Source organism: Brevibacterium sp. NPDC049920 (genome assembly GCF_040656435.1).
Lineage (GTDB): Bacteria > Actinomycetota > Actinomycetes > Actinomycetales > Brevibacteriaceae > Brevibacterium > Brevibacterium pityocampae.
The window spans coordinates 65128-81845 of record NZ_JBFAMF010000006.1 but is presented as its reverse complement, the minus strand read 5'-3'; the positions used below and the strand labels follow the sequence as shown (position 1 = coordinate 81845).

Annotated in this window: 17 protein-coding genes; 12 read left to right on the top strand and 5 right to left on the bottom strand. The window is 70.7% G+C overall.

What is annotated here, in order from left to right; all coding sequences use genetic code 11:
- The first annotated feature begins 29 nt into the window (after positions 1-29).
- A complete protein-coding gene (locus tag AB0I45_RS07540) occupies positions 30-1340 on the top strand; it encodes a hemolysin family protein (RefSeq protein WP_137318897.1) in 1311 nt (436 codons plus the stop codon).
- An 18-nt stretch (positions 1341-1358) separates the two neighbouring features.
- Here AB0I45_RS07540 and AB0I45_RS07535 read toward each other — a convergent pair whose 3' ends face one another.
- Positions 1359-2153: an SGNH/GDSL hydrolase family protein gene (locus AB0I45_RS07535; protein ID WP_137318898.1), complete on the bottom strand. Its 795-nt coding sequence runs from the start codon at positions 2151-2153 to the stop codon at positions 1359-1361.
- Positions 2150-3226 (bottom strand): 2-dehydropantoate 2-reductase N-terminal domain-containing protein, encoded by a 1077-nt coding sequence (locus AB0I45_RS07530; RefSeq protein ID WP_360317621.1) that lies wholly within the window; start codon positions 3224-3226, stop codon positions 2150-2152. Before AB0I45_RS07530 ends, AB0I45_RS07535 begins: the two co-directional genes overlap by 4 nt.
- A 28-nt stretch (positions 3227-3254) precedes the next feature.
- Here AB0I45_RS07530 and AB0I45_RS07525 point away from each other — a divergent pair, with 28 nt between their 5' ends.
- A complete protein-coding gene (locus AB0I45_RS07525; RefSeq protein ID WP_137318900.1) occupies positions 3255-4526 on the top strand; it encodes an amidohydrolase in 1272 nt (423 codons plus the stop codon).
- Positions 4523-6613, top strand: coding sequence for a threonine/serine exporter family protein (locus AB0I45_RS07520; RefSeq protein WP_360317617.1), 2091 nt, complete (start codon positions 4523-4525; stop codon positions 6611-6613). The genes AB0I45_RS07525 and AB0I45_RS07520 overlap by 4 nt, the downstream gene beginning before the upstream one ends.
- Here the strand turns inward: AB0I45_RS07520 and AB0I45_RS07515 are convergent.
- Positions 6578-7258, bottom strand: a complete 681-nt coding sequence (locus AB0I45_RS07515; protein WP_360317614.1) for a uracil-DNA glycosylase — start codon at positions 7256-7258, stop codon at positions 6578-6580. The genes AB0I45_RS07520 and AB0I45_RS07515 overlap by 36 nt on opposite strands.
- Before the next feature lie 186 nt (positions 7259-7444).
- Between AB0I45_RS07515 and mmsB the strand changes: the two genes are divergently transcribed.
- From mmsB to groL, 6 genes are all read left to right on the top strand, one after another.
- Positions 7445-8341, top strand: coding sequence for a 3-hydroxyisobutyrate dehydrogenase (gene mmsB / locus AB0I45_RS07510; protein ID WP_360317611.1), 897 nt, complete (start codon positions 7445-7447; stop codon positions 8339-8341).
- Positions 8342-8396: 55 nt separating this feature from the next.
- The gene (locus AB0I45_RS07505) at positions 8397-9863 is read left to right on the top strand and encodes an aldehyde dehydrogenase family protein (protein ID WP_360317608.1); all 1467 of its coding nucleotides are present in this window, start codon (positions 8397-8399) and stop codon (positions 9861-9863) included.
- Positions 9864-10015: 152 nt separating this feature from the next.
- Complete coding sequence (locus tag AB0I45_RS07500) at positions 10016-10309, top strand: DUF3263 domain-containing protein (protein WP_137318903.1); 294 nt, start codon at positions 10016-10018, stop codon at positions 10307-10309.
- Between the two features lie 2 nt (positions 10310-10311).
- Positions 10312-10899: a LytR C-terminal domain-containing protein gene (locus tag AB0I45_RS07495; protein WP_137318904.1), complete on the top strand. Its 588-nt coding sequence runs from the start codon at positions 10312-10314 to the stop codon at positions 10897-10899.
- A gap of 302 nt (positions 10900-11201) precedes the next feature.
- Positions 11202-11405 carry a cold-shock protein gene (locus AB0I45_RS07490; protein WP_137318905.1) on the top strand — a complete coding sequence of 68 codons (204 nt, stop codon included), beginning with the start codon at positions 11202-11204 and terminating at the stop codon, positions 11403-11405.
- 274 nt (positions 11406-11679) lie between these two features.
- A complete protein-coding gene (gene groL / locus AB0I45_RS07485) occupies positions 11680-13305 on the top strand; it encodes a chaperonin GroEL (protein ID WP_360317603.1) in 1626 nt (541 codons plus the stop codon).
- A 103-nt stretch (positions 13306-13408) separates the two neighbouring features.
- On the opposite strand, the gene AB0I45_RS07480 is transcribed toward groL, so the two are convergent.
- A complete protein-coding gene (locus AB0I45_RS07480; RefSeq protein WP_265808390.1) occupies positions 13409-14092 on the bottom strand; it encodes a DUF1707 domain-containing protein in 684 nt (227 codons plus the stop codon).
- A 39-nt stretch (positions 14093-14131) separates the two neighbouring features.
- Between AB0I45_RS07480 and AB0I45_RS07475 the strand changes: the two genes are divergently transcribed.
- From AB0I45_RS07475 to AB0I45_RS07465, 3 genes are all read left to right on the top strand, one after another.
- Complete coding sequence (locus tag AB0I45_RS07475; RefSeq protein WP_265808389.1) at positions 14132-14890, top strand: sulfite exporter TauE/SafE family protein; 759 nt, start codon at positions 14132-14134, stop codon at positions 14888-14890.
- Between the two features lie 116 nt (positions 14891-15006).
- Positions 15007-15813 (top strand): hypothetical protein, encoded by an 807-nt coding sequence (locus AB0I45_RS07470; RefSeq protein WP_247423334.1) that lies wholly within the window; start codon positions 15007-15009, stop codon positions 15811-15813.
- A gap of 109 nt (positions 15814-15922) precedes the next feature.
- Positions 15923-16138: an RNA-binding S4 domain-containing protein gene (locus tag AB0I45_RS07465; protein ID WP_247423331.1), complete on the top strand. Its 216-nt coding sequence runs from the start codon at positions 15923-15925 to the stop codon at positions 16136-16138.
- Here the strand turns inward: AB0I45_RS07465 and AB0I45_RS07460 are convergent, their stop codons facing one another.
- Entirely contained in the window at positions 16139-16717 is a 579-nt protein-coding gene (locus AB0I45_RS07460) for a hypothetical protein (protein ID WP_247423329.1), read from the bottom strand.
- Position 16718: the final 1 nt, after the last annotated feature.

Genomic DNA, 16718 nt, shown 5'->3' with positions numbered 1-16718 from the left:
CCCGGCGCCGCCGCCTCTAGGCTGGAGCCATGGATCCGACAACACTGGTCAACCTCGGGCTCGTCCTCCTCTTCGTGCTCATCGGCGGACTCTTCGCCGGCACCGAGATGGCCATCGTCAACCTCCGCGAATCCCAGATCACCCGGCTCGCGGAATCCGGACCGCGCGGCCGGCGCACCGCGGAGATGGTGCGCAACCCCAACCAGTTCCTGTCCGCCGTGCAGATCGGCGTCACCGTCGCCGGCTTCTTCTCCTCCGCCTACGGCGCCTCGACCATCGCCCCGGACCTCGCCCCGCTGCTCGCCGGGATCGGCATCCCCGACGCCGCCGCGGCCACCGTCGCGCTCGTCGTCATGACGCTGATCATCGCCTACCTCTCGCTCGTGCTCGGCGAGCTCGTCCCCAAGCGCCTGGCGATGCAGAACGCGATGGCGATGACCCGCTTCGTCGGCCCCCCGCTCGTCGTCTTCGGCCGGCTCATGCGCCCGGTGATCTGGCTCCTGTCGGTGTCGACGAACGCGGTGATCCGGCTCCTCGGCGGCGACCCGCACGTCAACCGCGAGGCGGTGTCGACCGAGGAGATCCGCGCCATGGTGTCGAGCTCGGAGGAGCTCGATGCGCTCGACCGCAAGGTGCTCCACGACGTGTTCGAGGCCGCCGAGCGCACCGTCGTCGAGGTGATGAAGCCCCGCCCCGACGTCGAGTTCGTCGAGGGTGCTGCGACCATCGCCGAGGTGCGGGCCCAGGTCCGGCACCTCCAGTACAGCCGCTACCCGGTGACCGGGGAGGACTACGACGATGTGCTCGGCTTCTTCCACGTCCGCGACCTGCTCCACGTCGACGACCCGGAGGCCATCACCGCCGCGCAGATCGTGCGCGAGATGCCCGCGCTGCCCGGCACCGTCGAGGTGCTCAGCGCACTGAGCCGGATGCGCGCCGGCGGCGACCAGATCGCCCTCGTCGTCGACGAGTACGGCGGCACGGACGGGATCGTCACGATGGAGGACCTGCTCGAGGAGCTCGTCGGCGAGATCTACGACGAGTACGATGCCGCACTCACCGTCGACGACGCGGTCCACCGCGACGGCGAGGTGAGCGAGGTCGACGGCGGGCTCATCCTCCAGGAGGCGAGCCAGCAGACCGGCGTCGAGCTGCCCGACGAAGGCGGCTACGAGACCGTCGGCGGGCTCGTCATGGCACTCCTCGGCCGGATCCCGGAGGAGGGCGACTCCGTCACCACCGACGACGCCGCGCTCACCGTCGTCGCCATGGACGACCGCCGGGTCGCCCGGGTGCGGATCGAGCCGCGCGATGCGCCGCCGGACACGCCCGAACCCTGAATCCCCCCGCGGGACCCGTCACTCCTCCGGCCGCACCCGCACGAGCTCGGGGAGCTTGGCCTGCACGAAGTCCCCGGAGCTCGCGCCCCGCAGCCGGCGACCCACCCACGGCGCCAGATGCTCGCGCACCCAGTGCGCCTCCTCGGCCACCGCGGTGCGGATCGGCCGGTTCGGCCGGTCGGGCATGTGCACCCCGGCGCTCGGCAGCGGGGCGCGCTCGAGCGCGGCGAGCGCCTGGTCGGCGACGAGCTCGTGCCCGGCGGGGCTCAGGTGGATCCGGTCCGGCGCCCACATCTCCGGGCCGTAGAGGTCCCGCAGCCCCCACATGTCGAGCATCGTGCAGTCGTGGCGCTGAGCGATCGACCACAGGTGGGAGTTGTAGATCGCGACCCGGGGCCGGAGCTGCTTGATGAGCGGGGTCGCCCGGCGGGTGTCGTAGCCGTTGCCCATGAGCACCGCGATGCCGGCCTCCCGCAGCGCGACGACCGCCTCCTCGAACTTCGCCGCGATCGCGTCGATGTCGGTGCCCGGCCGCATGCAGTCGTTGCCGCCGCCGACGATCGACACGAGATCCGGCGCGAGCTCGAGCGCGCGCGGCACCTGCTCCTCGATGATCGAGTCGACGAGCCGGCCGCGGATCGCGAGGTTCGCGTACCGCAGGTCCTCGGAGCCGACGGGGCTCGTGACGAGCTGTTCGGCGAGCCGGTCGGTCCACCCGCGGAACCGGTCCGGGGTGCCGTCGGGGGAGGGGTCCATGAGGCCCTCGGAGAAGGAATCGCCGATGGCGACGTAGCTGGTGATGCGTTCGATCATGGGGCGATCCTACTCGGGGTGGGAGGCTCCCCGGCGTCCGGGAACCGCGCGAACGCCGCCTCGAGCGCGGCCTTCCGCTCGGCCTGCCCGGCCGGGATCTCCCCGCCGAGGTCGGAGCCGGCGGCGAGCGCCCGGCACCAGCGGGAGACGAGCACGCAGCGCTCAGCAGCAGCGCCCGTGGCGTGGGCGAGCTGCACGATCTCCCCGGTGAGGTAGTCGGTCTCGATCGACCCGGTGCCGCGCGCCAGGGACTGCCAGGAGGAGGATCCGAACTCCTCGACGCCGGGCACCTCGCCCATCTGCAGGCGGTCGGCAATCCCGTACCGCGCCGGGCCGTTCGACAGGTACTCGATCCCGGCCATCCGGTACACCGCCTTCGCCTCGGTGCGCATCTCCCGGGCGAGCTCGGTGAGATCAGCGCCGGGGCCGAGGATCGCGTCGAGTCCGTTCGCGAGGTTCGAAAGGAGCTTGGCCCAGGCATGCTCGGCGATGTCCTCGACCGGCACGAACTCGAAGCCGGCACCTCGGAAGTCCGCGGCGACCTCGTCGAGCACCGAGTCGGTCCGCGCGGCGGCGGTGACGGGGCCGGTGAAGAACCCGCCGAGCGCCGGGTGCATGCGCACGACGACCTCGCCGGGCTCGGTGTGCAGGGCCGGCAGCCAGATCGTCGTCGACCACACGCGGGCGAACCAGCGCGGGGCGATCCGGGCGGCCTCGACGCCGTTGAGGAAGAGGAGGAGCGGGAGGCGCTCCCCGGCGGTCCCGACGACGGCCCCGGCGGTGTCGTGGACGGGTTCGTCGGCCCAGTCCCGGAGCGCGCGGAGTGCCTGGTGGGTCTTCGTGGCGAGAATGAGCACATCGTGCGTGCCGAGGACCACCTCACCCGGTTTCCGGACTACCGTGGGATGTGCTGTGATGGTCCGGTCCGGGCTCCGCAGCCGCAATCCCGTGGACTCGATCGCCCGGGCGTTGTCCCCGCGGGCGACGAGCACGACCTCCGTGCCGGAGTCGGCGAACGCCGCCCCGATGGTCCCGCCGATCGCGCCGGCGCCGATCACGATGTACCTGCTCATACGCCCACGCTAGCCAAGGAGGACGGCGATGTACCAGCCTGTTCCGGTCCGATTCGGAACGACCGTCGCGATCACCGGCGGGACGGTCGTCCCCGTCGCTGCCGGCGAGCAGCGCGCGGAGCCGATCGAGAACGGCACCGTGCTGGTGACCGACGGGCGGATCACCGCCGTCGGCCCCGCCGCCCGGGTGACCATCCCCGAGGGCGTGCGCACCGTCGACGCCGCCGGCGGCTTCATCACCCCCGGCCTGCTCGAGTCCCACGGGCACCTCGGCCTCCACGAGGAGGGGGAGTCCGACGCGGACAACGACGTCAACGAGAAGACGAACCCCAACGGGGCGGCGCTGCGCGCCCTCGACGCGATCAACCCCGCCGACGTCGGCTTCCGCGATGCCCTGCGCGGCGGCGTCACCTCCGCCGTCATCAAGCCCGGCTCCGGCAACCCGATCGGCGGGCGGACCGCGGCGATCAAGACCTGGGGGCGGATCGTCGACGAGATGCTCATCAGCGAGGCGGTGTCGGTCAAGGCCGCGCTCGGCGAGAACCCGAAGAACGTCTACGGTCGGCAGCAGAAGACGCCCTCGGTGCGCATGGGCGTGTCCCGGATCATCCGCGAGGCGTTCGTCGCCGCCCGGAACTACGCCGCCCACAAGGAGGAGGCGCGCGAGCTCGGCGTCATCCACGACGAGGACCTCGCGCTCGAGACCCTGTGCCAGGTGCTGCGCGGCGAGCTCGCCTTCGACCAGCACTGCCATCGCGCCGACGACATCGCCACCGCGATCCGGCTGTCCGAGGAGTTCGGCTACCGGCTCGTCGTCAACCACGGCACCGAGGGCCACCTCATCGCCGACTACCTCGCGGAGAAGGGTGTCGACGTCATCGTCGGCCCGCTGCTGACTTCCCGGTCGAAGATCGAGCTGCGCAACCGCGCGATGAGCACCCCTGCCGTGCTCGCCGCCGCGGGCGTTCGGATCGCGCTCACCACCGACCACCCGGTGGTGCCGATCGACCTCCTCATCAACGAGGCCGCACTGTGCGTGCGCGCCGGGCTCGACACGGTGACCGCGCTCGAGGCGCTCACCATCAATCCCGCCCGCATGCTCGGCCTCGACGAGCGCCTGGGCTCGCTCGAGCCCGGCAAGGACGCCGACGTCGTCGTGTGGTCCGGCGATCCGCTCGCTCTCGAGTCCCGCGCCGCCCACGTGTTCGTCGACGGCCGCGAGGTCTATACGCACGACTGGGAGACCGGCGAGGCGCGGGTCGCCGACCCCTTCGGGAAGACCTACATCCACCTGCCATGACCAACGAGGACGACGACACCCAGGAGATCCCCGTCACCGCCGAACCGGCCGCTGACGAGCCCCCGGTCGACCCGGAGGCGGACACTCCGGCCCGCGGCATCCCGCAGGTCGGGGCGCCCAGGACCTCGCAGGGCTCGACGGTGACCGGCGGGACCCCGGCGGACGACGTCGACGAGGCCGCCGCCGAGGCCGCCCTCGACGCCGCCGAGGCGCAGCTCGCCGCCGAGGCCGCGGAATCCGGTGCGAGCGATGAGGCCGCGGAATCCGGCGAGCCGACCACCCAGACACCGGCCGGGGGCACGACGACCGCGACGCCGACCGCCGGCTCGCCGATCCCGCAGCCCTCCGAGGAGCCGGTCGCCGAACCGCAGACCGGGGCCGGGGGCGCTGTCGTCGAGTCCTCCGCGGACTCCGTCACCGCCTCCGTCGCCCGCGAGGCCGAGGACGCCGACGGCTCCGGAGAGCCCGCAGGGGCGCGCGGGGCCGAGGCCGCCGGCGGCGAGGAGACGCCGCCGGAGTTCGTCGAGGTCGCCGTCGACTCCGCGCCCCGCGGCTCCCGCCCCGCCGAGTCCGAGACCCCGCGCTCGCACGACGAGCGGCCGGTGAGCCGGCGGGCGAAGAAGCTCATCGAGCTGACCCGGCCCGCCGGTGCGAACTCCAAGCGCGTCGCGGAGAAGATCGCCCGCAAGGCCGTCGGCCGCATCGTCACCGACAACTCGCCGTCGACCCAACCGATCCCGATCATCGCCGCGCTCAAGGGCACGCCCTACCAGGCGCCGGTCGCCACCGTGGTGAAGACCGAGGAGGAGGCGCGGATGATCCTCGACCTCGCGGTCGACATCGGTGCGATCATGCTCCGCGCCGGTGCCGGGTCGGCCGACGTCGAGGTGTCCGTCATCGCCACCTGCACCTCGCTCGGGCTGCTCGACGTCGAGGTGGACCTCACTTCGAACTCGCTCACCGTGCACTACGCGAACCCCGACGGCACCTTCATGACCGTCATGCGCGTCAATCGTGAGGAGTCCATCCACTTCGCGAAGCTCGCCTCCGTCCACACCCTCGTGTCCGACATGGCTGACGGGAGGATCGACTACCTCGAGGCCCGCGAACGGATCGACGCGATCCGCCGGCAGCGCCGCCCCTACGGCGAGACGTTCGTCACCGTCGCCTGGGGCCTCCTTGCCGGGTGCTTCGTCCTCCTGCTCGGAGGCGGCTACATCGCCTCGTTCCTCGGGTTCATCATGGCCGTCGTCAACGATCGGTTCGGCGCCCTGCTGGGACGGACCGGGATGCCGCCGTTCTTCAGCATCGCCGTCCAATCGATGTTCACCACCCTCGTCGCGATGACAGCCTGGACCTTCGACCTCATCGCTGGTCCGCAGTACCTCGTGGCGAGCGGGATCGTGCTCCTGCTGCCCACGCTCGGCCTGTTCTCCGCGGTGCAGGACTCGCTGACGAAGTTCCCGCTCACCGCCGCCAGCCGCACCGTCGAGGTGTTCATGTCGATGGCCGGCATCGTCTCCGGGATCGCGCTCGGGCTCCGGGTCGGGATGCTCATCGGACTCTCGCCGATCGAGATCGTCGTCGAGTCCGGGGGAGTGGAGGCGCTGTCGACGATCATCTCGCTCATCGCCGCCTCGATCGTCGCGGCCTGCGGTTCGATCGGCAACCAGGCCGCCCGCCGGATCATCGTGCCGGCCGCCGGCGTCGGACTCATCGGCTTCTTCGTGCTGACCGGGCTCGGCGTGATCGGGCTCGGCACCATCATTACGAGTCTCATCGCGGCGACCGTCGTCGGCTTCCTGTGCCGCCCGATCGCGCTGTGGCGCGGTGCGCCGGCGATCGTCATGCTCATCCCGGCGATCTTCCCGCTCCTCCAGGGCCTGTCGATCTTCTCCGCCGTCTACGAGATCGTGCAGCCCCAGGACGCGGTGCCGCTGTCCGCCGGCCTGTCCTCGCTGTTCACCGCGGTCACCGCGAACGCCGCGCTCGCCGTCGGCGCCGTGCTCGGGAACTTCCTCGCCCGCCCGCTCGGCAGGCGCAGGCGCCGCTCAGAGCCGCCAGTCGACCCCGCGCCCGCCGCGTGATTCGAGCTCCGCGTTCGCGCGGCTGAACGGGCGCGAGCCGAAGAACCCGCGGGACGCCGACAGCGGCGAGGGGTGCGGTGAGGCGATGATCGGGACGTCGCCGAGCCGCGGTCCCAGCGCCTGCGCGTCGCGCCCCCAGAGGATCGCCACGAGCGGTCCGCCGCGCTCGGCGAGCGCCTCGATCGCGCGGTCGGTGATCACCTCCCAGCCCTTGCCGCGGTGCGAGGCGGGTGCACCGGGCGCCACCGTGAGGCAGCGGTTGAGGAGCATGACGCCCTGCTCGGCCCAGGGCCGCAGGTCGCCGGAGGCCGCCTTCGGGATCCCCAGGTCGGCCTCGAGCTCGGTGTAGATGTTCTGCAGGGACCGCGGGAGCGGCCGCACCTCGGGCGCGACGGCGAAGGACAGACCGATCGGGTGCCCCGGGGTGGGGTAGGGATCCTGGCCGACGATGAGCACCCGGACGTCGGCGAGCGGTTCGGCGAAGGCGCGGAACACCTGGTCGCCGGCCGGCAGGTAGTGGCGGCCGGCGGCGTTCTCCGCTCGCAGGAAGTCGCCCATCCGGCGGATGTCGCCTGCGACGGGTGCGAGTGCGGCGGCCCAGTCGGCGGCCATGATCTGCGAGAGCGGGGGCGGGGTGTCGGGCATGCCTCACAGGGTAGTGCCTCGGTAGTGCCTCACCCACAGGGCACATGGCCGGTGCGCTCTTCGCGTGCGGCGTGCACAGCGGCTGTGCGCAGGCGGTCCGCGCAGGGGAGTGACCGGGTGCTCCGGGGACGGATATGCTCGGAGGCGAGTGCACTGTCGAACCGACGCTGCGGAAGGATGGATGTGATGACGACGATCGCCTGGATCGGCCTGGGGAACATGGGCCACCCGATGACTGCGAACCTGGTGGGGGCCGGCCACACCGTGCGCGGCTTCGACCTCTCCGCCCCCGCCCTCGAGGCCGCCACGGCCGACGGCGTGATCGCCGCCGGGTCCTCGGCCGAGGCGCTCGCAGGTGCGGAGATCGCGTTCACCATGCTGCCGCGCGGGGAACACGCGCTCGCCGCCTACCAGGGGCCCGACGGGATCTTCGCGAACGCGGCCCCGGGCACCCTGCTCATCGACTGCTCGACGATCGATGTCGCCTCGGCCCGCACGCTGCACGACGAGGCGGCCGCGGCCGGCTTCGAGTTCCTCGACGCCCCCGTGTCCGGCGGCATCGCCGGGGCGCAGAAGGGAACGCTCGCCTTCATGGTCGGCGGCGAGCCGGACGTGGTGGAGAAGGCCCGGCCGTTCATCGAGCCGATGGCCGGCAACATCATCGCCACCGGCGAGGCGACGACCGGCCAGGCGGCGAAGATCTGCAACAACCTCATGCTCTTCATCAACATGGTGTCGACCTCGGAGGCGGCGGTGCTCGCCGACCGCCTGGGCCTCGACCACCGGGTGTTCCACTCGATCGCCAGCGTGTCCTCGGGCGACTCCTGGCCGCTGCGCACCTGGTACCCGTACCCCGGCGTCGTCGACTCCTCCCCGGCGAACAACGACTTCGCCCCCACCTTCACCGCCGACCTCGCGAACAAGGACATCACGCTCGCCCTCGCCGCGGCCGAGGAGACGGACACCCCGCTCGTCCTCGGCACCATCGTGCAGGAGATGCTCCAGCAGGTGTCCGACGCCGGCGCCGGCGACCGCGACTGCTCCATCGTCAAGAAGATCGTCGACGGGACCTTCCCGTCCTGAACCCGCGCCCCGCACCCGGAAGCGCTCCGGGCCCGCACGCTACGAGAGGAACACTGTGACCGACTTCCCAGCACCGAAGGACTGGAAGATGTACATCGGCGGCGAATGGGTCGATGCCGCCGACGGCTCCCGCACCGACGTCATCACCCCGATCGACCGCAACCAGGTCGTCGCCACCGTGCCCGACGGCAAGGCCGAGGACGCCGACCGCGCCGTCGCCGCCGCCCGCGCGGCCTTCCCCGCATGGGCCGGCCTCCACTTCAAGGAGCGCCAGAAGCTCATCCTCCGCTGCGCCGACGCGCTCGAGTCGGCCACCGAGGAGCTCGCCCAGCTCACCGCGCTCGACACCGGCAACGCGATCCGCACCCAGGCCCGCCCGGAGACCGGCGTGCTCGTCGACCTGTTCCGCTACATGGGCGGCGTCGCCGGCGAGGTCAAGGGCGTCACCCTGCCGGCCGGCGACGGCGACCTCCACTACACCAAGCGCGAACCGCTCGGTGTGGTCGCTGGCATCCTGCCGTGGAACTCACCGCTCATGATCGCGGCGTTCAAGACCCCGGCCGCACTCACCGCCGGCAACACCCTCGTGCTCAAGAGCGCCGAGGACGCGCCCCTGACGATCGTCAAGATGGCCGAGATCATCGGCGACATCCTGCCCCCCGGCGTCTTCAACGTCGTCACCGGCAAGGGCTCGGTGATCGGTGAGGCGCTCGTCCAGCATCCGGACGTCGACAAGGTGTCCTTCACCGGGTCCACCGGGGTCGGCCGCCACGTCGCGGAGGTCGCCGGCAAGCGCCTCGCCCACTCCTCGATGGAGCTCGGCGGCAAGAGCCCGAACATCATCTTCCCGGACTCGAACACCGATGACGTGCTCGACCAGGTGCTCCTCGCCACCCGGTTCGCCCGCCAGGGCCAGTCGTGCACCATGGGCTCGCGCCTGTTCCTCCATACCGAGATCTACGACGACTTCCTCGGCAGGCTCGTCGAGCGGATCAAGGGGATGAAGGTCGGCGACCCGCGCGACGAGGCGAGCGACATCGGCTGCGTCATCAATGAGAAGCAGCACCGGCAGATCGCGGACTACATCGAGCTCGGCAAGTCGATGGACGGTGTCGAGATCGCCTACGACGGCGCGGTCGACCTCGAGGTCGGCGAGCCCGGCTTCTACCACGCGCCGGTCGTGTTCTCGAAGGCGAAGAACGAGTGGAAGACGAGCCAGGAGGAGATCTTCGGCCCCGTCCTCTCGGTGATCCCGTGGACCACCGAGGACGAGGTCGTGGAGATGGCCAACGACAGCGACTTCGGGCTCGCAGCCTTCGTGTTCTGCCGCGACATCGACAAGGCGCTGCGGATGGCGGACCGGATCGAGTCCGGCTGGGTGCAGATCAACCAGGGCGGCGGGCAGGTCGTCGGCCAGTCCTACGGCGGGTACAAGACCTCCGGGTTCGGCCGCGAGGCCTCGCTCGAGGGCATGCTCGAGGGCTTCACCCAGATCAAGCAGATCAACGTCAAGATCCGCTGAGCCGAGGGCCGCTCGCACGCTCGTCCCGAGTCGGGCGGTGTGCGAGCGACCGCCGCTCATCCCGGTCATCCGGGCACACGGGCACCGGTGGAGCGAACCACATCGATGTGATTCCGGGTAGAATGGCCGCATCCGAACAGAAGGCAGGTGGCATGGCGCACGTGGAGTCGGGCGCGCACGGCGGCGGTGATGCACCGCACGGCGAGCTCAGCACGCTCGAAGTCGCGGTTCTCGAGTTCGAGCGCCGCTGGTACACCTACGGCGGAGCGAAGGACCACGCGATCCGCGAGCGCTTCGACATGTCCGCCGCGTCGTACTTCCAGGTGCTGAACTCCCTGCTCGAGAACCCCGCGGCCTACGTCGCGGACCCGATCCTCATCAAGCGACTGCGGCGGATCCGTGACAGTCGACAGCGCCACCGCGCACAGGCCCGGATCGCGAGGTAACCGTGGCCGACTACCCCAAGGACGAGTTCGACGACCTGCCGGCGACCGGCAGGAAGGGCGCGCATCGGCGCGACGGCGGCCCGACCTCGCAGGCCGGGGCGCTCGCGCTCATCGCGATCCTCGCGATCGCCGCGCTGCTCCTCGTGTTCGGTGCGATCAACATCATCCGCACCTCGGCCGGCGACCCGGAGGAGAAGATCGCCGAGCCCACCGCGACCGCCGAGCCCACGAGCGAGGAAACGACTGAGGAGCCCTCCGTCGACATCGACGCGGTGGAGAAGACAGCCGCGGTCGCCGTCCTCAACGCCTCGGGCGTGTCCGGCGCGGGCTCCGCTTTCGGCGAGGCCGTCGAGGGCGCCGGCTGGACCGTGGCGCAGGTCGGCAACCACACGACGGCGGACACCGTGTCCTCGATCCACTACTCCGATCCGGAGTTCGAGGCCGAGGCGCAGGCGCTCGCCGAGCTGCTCGGGGTCACCGATGTCGAGGAGTCCGAAGAGTTCACGGACGACATCACCGTCGTCGTCTGCTCGGACATCGCGAACGATCCGCCGACTGCCGATGGGGCCGCGGAGGACCCCGGCGCCTGAGCCGAGGATCCCCGCGCTCATAGCCCTGACCTGGGCCGACACCGTCCGTTTCGCGGCAAGCCCGCTTGTCCTGAAGCCGGTCCGGATGCAGCGGTTCTCCGAATGTTCATCAAGGCGGCTTGTGTTCCTCCGGGTGCGCGTCTAGGATGGGGAGCAGTCAACTGAGGCCCGTCGTGGCTTCCGGTAGAAGTTTTCAGCCGCGTGCACAGCACCGGCGGTGAATGAAGTATCGGCGTCATCTCGAAGTTTCAGGGGCTGATTCAATGCGCATCACGCGCGCTCACAGCTGTTTTGGAGAAATAATGGCGCAAGGTACTGTCAAGTGGTTCAATGCCGAAAAGGGATACGGTTTCATCACCGTTGACGGCAGCGAGCAGGACGTCTTCGTCCACTGGTCCGCGATCCAGATGGACGGATACCGTTCGCTGGAAGAGGGCCAGCAGGTCGAGTTCGAGGTCGGCCAGGGCGACAAGGGTCCGCAGGCGGAGTCCGTGACTCTGGCCTGATCGGCCGACAGACGGTGAACCGGGGGTTTCGGCCTCCGGTTTTCTGTTGCCCCGGTGCGGTTCCCTCCCGGCGCACGATGCCGGGAGGGAACCGCACCGGGGCATTTGCACTCGGTGGGGGAGAGTGCTAAATCTAGTACTGGTGTGACTCGGCTCCGCGAAGAGGGCCCAGCGCCGCTGTGGAAGGGAATCAGCGGAGCGAAGCCCGGCCGTCGCGGGCGCTGCGGAGACGAGATCGACAATCCACCCCGTTACAGGGAGGACCCCAGCCACTATGGCAAAGCTCATTGCATTCGACGAAGAAGCACGTCGCGGACTCGAGACCGGGCTCAACACCCTGGCCGATGCCGTCAAGGTCACGCTCGGACCGCGCGGTCGCAACGTCGTGCTCGAAAAGAAGTGGGGAGCGCCGACCATCACGAATGACGGCGTCTCCATCGCCAAGGAGATCGAGCTCGAGGACCCGTACGAGAAGATCGGTGCGGAACTCGTCAAGGAAGTCGCCAAGAAGACCGATGACGTCGCCGGCGACGGCACCACCACCGCCACGGTGCTCGCTCAGGCGCTCGTCCGCGAGGGCCTGCGCAACGTGGCGGCCGGTGCCGATCCGCTCAGCCTCAAGCGCGGCATCGAAAAGGCTGTCGCCGCGGTGACGGAGAAGCTCCTCGAGTCCGCGGTCGACGTGGACTCCAAGGAGCAGATCGCTGCGACCGCCGGCATCTCCGCCGGTGATCCCGCGATCGGCGAGCTCATCGCCGAGGCGATCGACAAGGTCGGCAAGGAGGGCGTCGTCACCGTCGAGGAGTCGAACACCTTCGGCCTCGAGCTCGAGCTCACCGAGGGCATGCGCTTCGACAAGGGCTACATCTCCGGCTACTTCGTCACCGACACGGAGCGCCAGGAGACGGTGCTCGAGGACCCCTACATCCTCATCGTCAACTCGAAGATCTCCAACGTCAAGGATCTCCTCCCCGTCCTCGAGAAGGTGCAGCAGTCGGGCAAGCCGCTGGTCATCATCGCCGAGGACGTCGAGGGCGAGGCCCTGGCGGTGCTCGTGGTCAACAAGATCCGCGGCACCTTCAAGTCCGTCGCCGTCAAGGCCCCGGGATTCGGCGACCGCCGCAAGGCGCAGCTCGCCGACATCGCGATCCTCACCGGCGGACAGGTCATCGCCGAGGAGGTCGGCCTCAAGCTCGAGAACGCCACCCTCGACCTGCTGGGCACCGCCCGCAAGGTCGTCGTCACCAAGGACGAGACCACCATCGTCGAAGGTGCGGGCGACTCGGACGAGATCGCCGGCCGCGTGGCCCAGATCCGCGCCGAGATCGAGAACTCGGACTCCGACTACGACCGCGAGAAGCTGCAGGAGCGCCTGGCCAAGCTGGCCGGCGGCGTCGCAGTCATCAAGGCCGGAGCCGCGACCGAGGTCGAGCTCAAGGAGCGCAAGCACCGCATCGAGGACGCCGTGCGCAACGCGAAGGCGGCCGTCGAGGAGGGCATCGTCGCCGGTGGCGGCGTGGCCCTCATCCAGGCGGGCAAGACCGCGTTCGAGACCCTCGAGCTGACCGGCGACGAGGCGACCGGTGCGCAGATCGTCAAGGTCGCCATCGACGCCCCGCTCAAGCAGATCGCCACGAACGCCGGCCTCGAGCCGGGCGTGGTGGCCGAGAAGGTGCGCCACCTCGAGCCCGGTCACGGACTCAACGCGGCCACCGGTGAGTACGAGGACCTGCTCGCCGCAGGCATCAACGACCCGGTCAAGGTGACGCGCTCCGCGCTGGAGAACGCCGCCTCGATCGCCGGGCTGTTCCTCACCACCGAGGCCGTCGTCGCCGACAAGCCGGAGCCCGCTCCGGCGATGCCGGGAGCCGACGGCGGCATGGGCGGCATGGACTTCTGATCCAGCACGCACAGCAGCGCTGACTCCGGTCGGCACGGGGGCGAGGTCGCACGCGACCTCGCCCCCACTGCATTCATCGGTGCGGTACCTGCACCGGCCGCGCTCACTCGAGCCGGCGGTCGATCTCCCGGCGGCGCGCGCGGCGGTCGGCGCGGGTGGAGCGCGGCTCGTAGCGGAACGCGCTCGGGTTCGATTCGATCTCGGCCTGCGCACGGGGATCGCCCAGCCGGGCGCGCGCCCGGGTGGTGAGCATCTCCCGCCGCCTGCGGATGATCGAGCTCCGCGAGGACACGGTGGTGATGACGCTGATCCCGGTGCCGAGGATGACGAAGGCCGGCCAGAAGAAGATCAGACTGCCGGCGACGAAGCACGTCACCGCCCAGATGAGCACGGTGATGAGGGACGGGGTGGCCGCTCCGACGATCGCCTTCCGCACGTCCTCCCGGTACAGCTCGACCGCCGCGGCGTCGATCGCCTCGGGCGTGGTCGGGATGCCGGAGTACTCGTCGAGCGCCTCGAGCTCCGGGCGCACCAGGGTGCCGCTGCCGGGCGGTCCGCCGTCGGGCCGGATGAGGTCCTCGACGAGCGGCACGGCCTCGCCGAGCCGGCGCAGGCCGGCGGCGGCGTCGAGCCGCTCGCCGTGCTCGGCGATGTCGAGGAGTCCTTCGGCGAGCGCGGCGTTGAGGATCTCGAACACCGCATTGCGGTCCGCGTCGGACGCCCGCAGGCCGCCCTCGGCGCGCGGGTCCGCGCTGAAGGACGACCAGGCGGAGCTGTCGAGAGCCATGCGCCCAGACTACCCCCGTCCCCGGCTACCATCGAGAGCGTGGAACCCGTCGTCGTGCTCATCGTGCTCTTCGTGTTCGTCGGAGCGCTCATGCAGCGGACCACCGGGATGGGCTTCGCGCTCGTCGCCGGGCCGTTCCTCGTCGTCCTCCTCGAACCCGTGCCCGGCGTCGTGCTCGTCAATTTCTGCGGCGTCGTGTCCTCCTCGATCGTCATGGCCCGGACCTTCCGGGAGATCCGATGGCCGCGAGTGTGGGTGCTCGCCGTCGGCGCGCTGCTGGGGACCGTGCCGGGAGCGCTCCTCACCACGGTGATGCCCGGCTGGGCGGTCCACGTGTTCATCGGCCTGCTCATCGTCGCCGCGCTGTCCGCCTCGCTCCTCGGCAGCCGCTACGCCCCGCCGATCGAGCCCACCACCGCGCGGACCGCGACGGCCGGGTTCTTCTCCGGCTTCATGAGCGGCTCCGCCGGGGTCGGCGGCCCGGCCGTGAGCGTCTACGCGATCATGACGCGCTGGGACCAGCGCAGCTTCGCGGCGACCCTGCAGCCGTACTTCATCATCGCCGGGATCGGCGCGATCGCGGCGAAGATCCTGTTCGACGGGGCGCACGCGGTGCCGCAGCTCGAGATCGGGATCTGGGCCGCGATCATCGCCGCCCTCGTGCTCGGCCAGGTGGCCGGGGAGTTCCTGTCCCGCGTCATGCCGGTGCACATCGCCCGGATCATCATGATCGCCCTCGCGTTCGGCGGCGGCATCCTCACGCTCGTCATCGGACTCACCGAGCTCGCCGGCCGCTGAGCCGCCCGGGGCTCGATACCGGGCCGCAGTGCAGGTGGGGCACAGATCGCTGCCAGGTTGACCACGGATAATCGAGGCAGTCCGCTCGATCCGTCAACACCATGGAGAGGTACGCAATGGGATACGTGTTCGTGGCCCTGCTCGTCATCGTCGGCGTGGCCTTCTACGTCGGCTCGCGACGGGAGCGGAACCGGGCACTCGAACAGCGCAGGGCGGAGCTCGAGCTCGTCAGGGGCACCGCCGCCGAGGACGTCACCGCCTACGGCGAGGAGGTCGCCGACCTCGACATCGTCACCGCCGGGGTCGAGCTCGACGAGGGCGGCCGCCAGGACTACCAGCGGGCGATCGACGCCTACGACACCGCCAAGGAGACCCTCGACAGGGTCGACGACCCGGAGGACATCCGCCACGTCACCGAGGCGATCGAGGACGGCCGCTACGCCGCCAAGTGCGTGCGCGCCCGCGTCGAGGGCAAGCCCCTTCCGGTGCGCCGCCCGCCCTGCTTCTTCAACCCCCAGCACGGCCCCTCGATGCAGGACATCGACTGGGCGCCCGTCGGCGGCCGGCCCCGTCCCGTGCCCGTGTGCGCGGCCGACGCCGAGCGCGTCGCCGTGGGCGCGGAGCCCGCGGTCCGCAAGGTCGTCACCGGTGACGGGCGCACCCGCCGCGCCTACTGGGAGGCCGGTCCGGCCTACGCCGAGTACAACCGCGGCTACTTCAACTCCTACGCCGGCTCCGGCCTGCTGCCCGGCGTCCTCATGGGCGCGATGATGTTCGGCGGCTTCGGCGGCGGCTGGGACGGCTCCTACGGCGAGGGCTACCAGGACGGCCTCGGTGCCGGCGAGGGCGGCGGCGAGGACATGGGCGGCGGCTTCGGCGAGGACATGGGCGACATGGGCGGCGGATTCGACTTCGGGTTCTGAGCCCCCGGGCGCGCAGACGTGGCGGGCGCTACCCTGGAAGCACCGCATGCATGTCCCCGCCGCACGCATCCTGCACCGGCGGACCCGAGTCCGGAAGGTCAGCACCCGCATGGAGTCAGTCGAGATCCGGGACGACAGCATCACCCTCGGTCAGGTCCTCAAGCTCCACGGAGTGGCCGAGAACGGAGCGCTCGCCAAGCAGCTCATCGCCGGCGGCGAGGTCAGCGTCAACGGCGAGGTCGACACCCGGCGCGGCCGGAGCATCACGCCCGGCGACACCGTGTCCGTCCTCGGCATCTCCTTCACCGTGGTCCGCGCGGAATAGCTACTGCCCGGTCATCCCGGGGGCGTCCCACACCGGCGACCACTTCGAGAGGTCGGGCTCGACGGTGAGCTCGCCGGACACGATGCCGCGGATCTGGATCTCGAGCGCGGTGTCGCGCCGGTGCGGCCCGGTCTGCACGAACGGGTAGAAGGTGCCGCGCTTGTAGAGGTAGATGAGTGCGGCGCGGGTGCCCTCGGCATCGGCGAGGTAGAGCGCCGAGCACAGGAGCATCGGCCCGAACCCCTGGTTCTCCAGCGAGGAATTCACCGCGTGGACGTTGGTGACGAGGTTCGAGGTGTTCGCCTGCGCCTCGCTGATGACCTGCCACGTGTACCCGAAGCCGTCGTTCTCCTGCCGCACCGTGCAGTCGGGGTCCTTGGCGATGAGCGCCCGGCTCTCCTGCTCGACCTGCGCGAACGCGCCGCCCTCGACCTCGCGGAACGCCACGGCCGCGGTGCCGGTGGGACGCATGCCCGTCGCCGCCTCGAGCGTGAGGACCGCCGGCGGCAGCGCGAACAGGTCGTCGAGATTGGCCTTCTTGGGCGTGCTGCGGCCGAGCAGGGCGTCGAAGAATCCCATC

What these genes read in the sequence shown, in the direction of transcription:
- mmsB (WP_360317611.1), top strand. Translation starts at nt 7,445, where the DNA reads ATGACGACGATCGCCTGGATCGGCCTGGGGAACATGGGCCACCCGATG.
- AB0I45_RS07500 (WP_137318903.1), top strand. Translation starts at nt 10,016, where the DNA reads ATGGCGCACGTGGAGTCGGGCGCGCACGGCGGCGGTGATGCACCGCAC.
- AB0I45_RS07490 (WP_137318905.1), top strand. Translation starts at nt 11,202, where the DNA reads ATGGCGCAAGGTACTGTCAAGTGGTTCAATGCCGAAAAGGGATACGGT.
- AB0I45_RS07480 (WP_265808390.1), bottom strand. Translation starts at nt 14,092, where the DNA reads ATGGCTCTCGACAGCTCCGCCTGGTCGTCCTTCAGCGCGGACCCGCGC.
- AB0I45_RS07520 (WP_360317617.1), top strand. Translation starts at nt 4,523, where the DNA reads ATGACCAACGAGGACGACGACACCCAGGAGATCCCCGTCACCGCCGAA.
- AB0I45_RS07515 (WP_360317614.1), bottom strand. Translation starts at nt 7,258, where the DNA reads ATGCCCGACACCCCGCCCCCGCTCTCGCAGATCATGGCCGCCGACTGG.
- AB0I45_RS07535 (WP_137318898.1), bottom strand. Translation starts at nt 2,153, where the DNA reads ATGATCGAACGCATCACCAGCTACGTCGCCATCGGCGATTCCTTCTCC.
- AB0I45_RS07540 (WP_137318897.1), top strand. Translation starts at nt 30, where the DNA reads ATGGATCCGACAACACTGGTCAACCTCGGGCTCGTCCTCCTCTTCGTG.
- AB0I45_RS07525 (WP_137318900.1), top strand. Translation starts at nt 3,255, where the DNA reads ATGTACCAGCCTGTTCCGGTCCGATTCGGAACGACCGTCGCGATCACC.
- AB0I45_RS07470 (WP_247423334.1), top strand. Translation starts at nt 15,007, where the DNA reads ATGGGATACGTGTTCGTGGCCCTGCTCGTCATCGTCGGCGTGGCCTTC.
- groL (WP_360317603.1), top strand. Translation starts at nt 11,680, where the DNA reads ATGGCAAAGCTCATTGCATTCGACGAAGAAGCACGTCGCGGACTCGAG.
- AB0I45_RS07460 (WP_247423329.1), bottom strand. Translation starts at nt 16,717, where the DNA reads ATGGGATTCTTCGACGCCCTGCTCGGCCGCAGCACGCCCAAGAAGGCC.
- AB0I45_RS07465 (WP_247423331.1), top strand. Translation starts at nt 15,923, where the DNA reads ATGGAGTCAGTCGAGATCCGGGACGACAGCATCACCCTCGGTCAGGTC.
- AB0I45_RS07530 (WP_360317621.1), bottom strand. Translation starts at nt 3,226, where the DNA reads ATGAGCAGGTACATCGTGATCGGCGCCGGCGCGATCGGCGGGACCATC.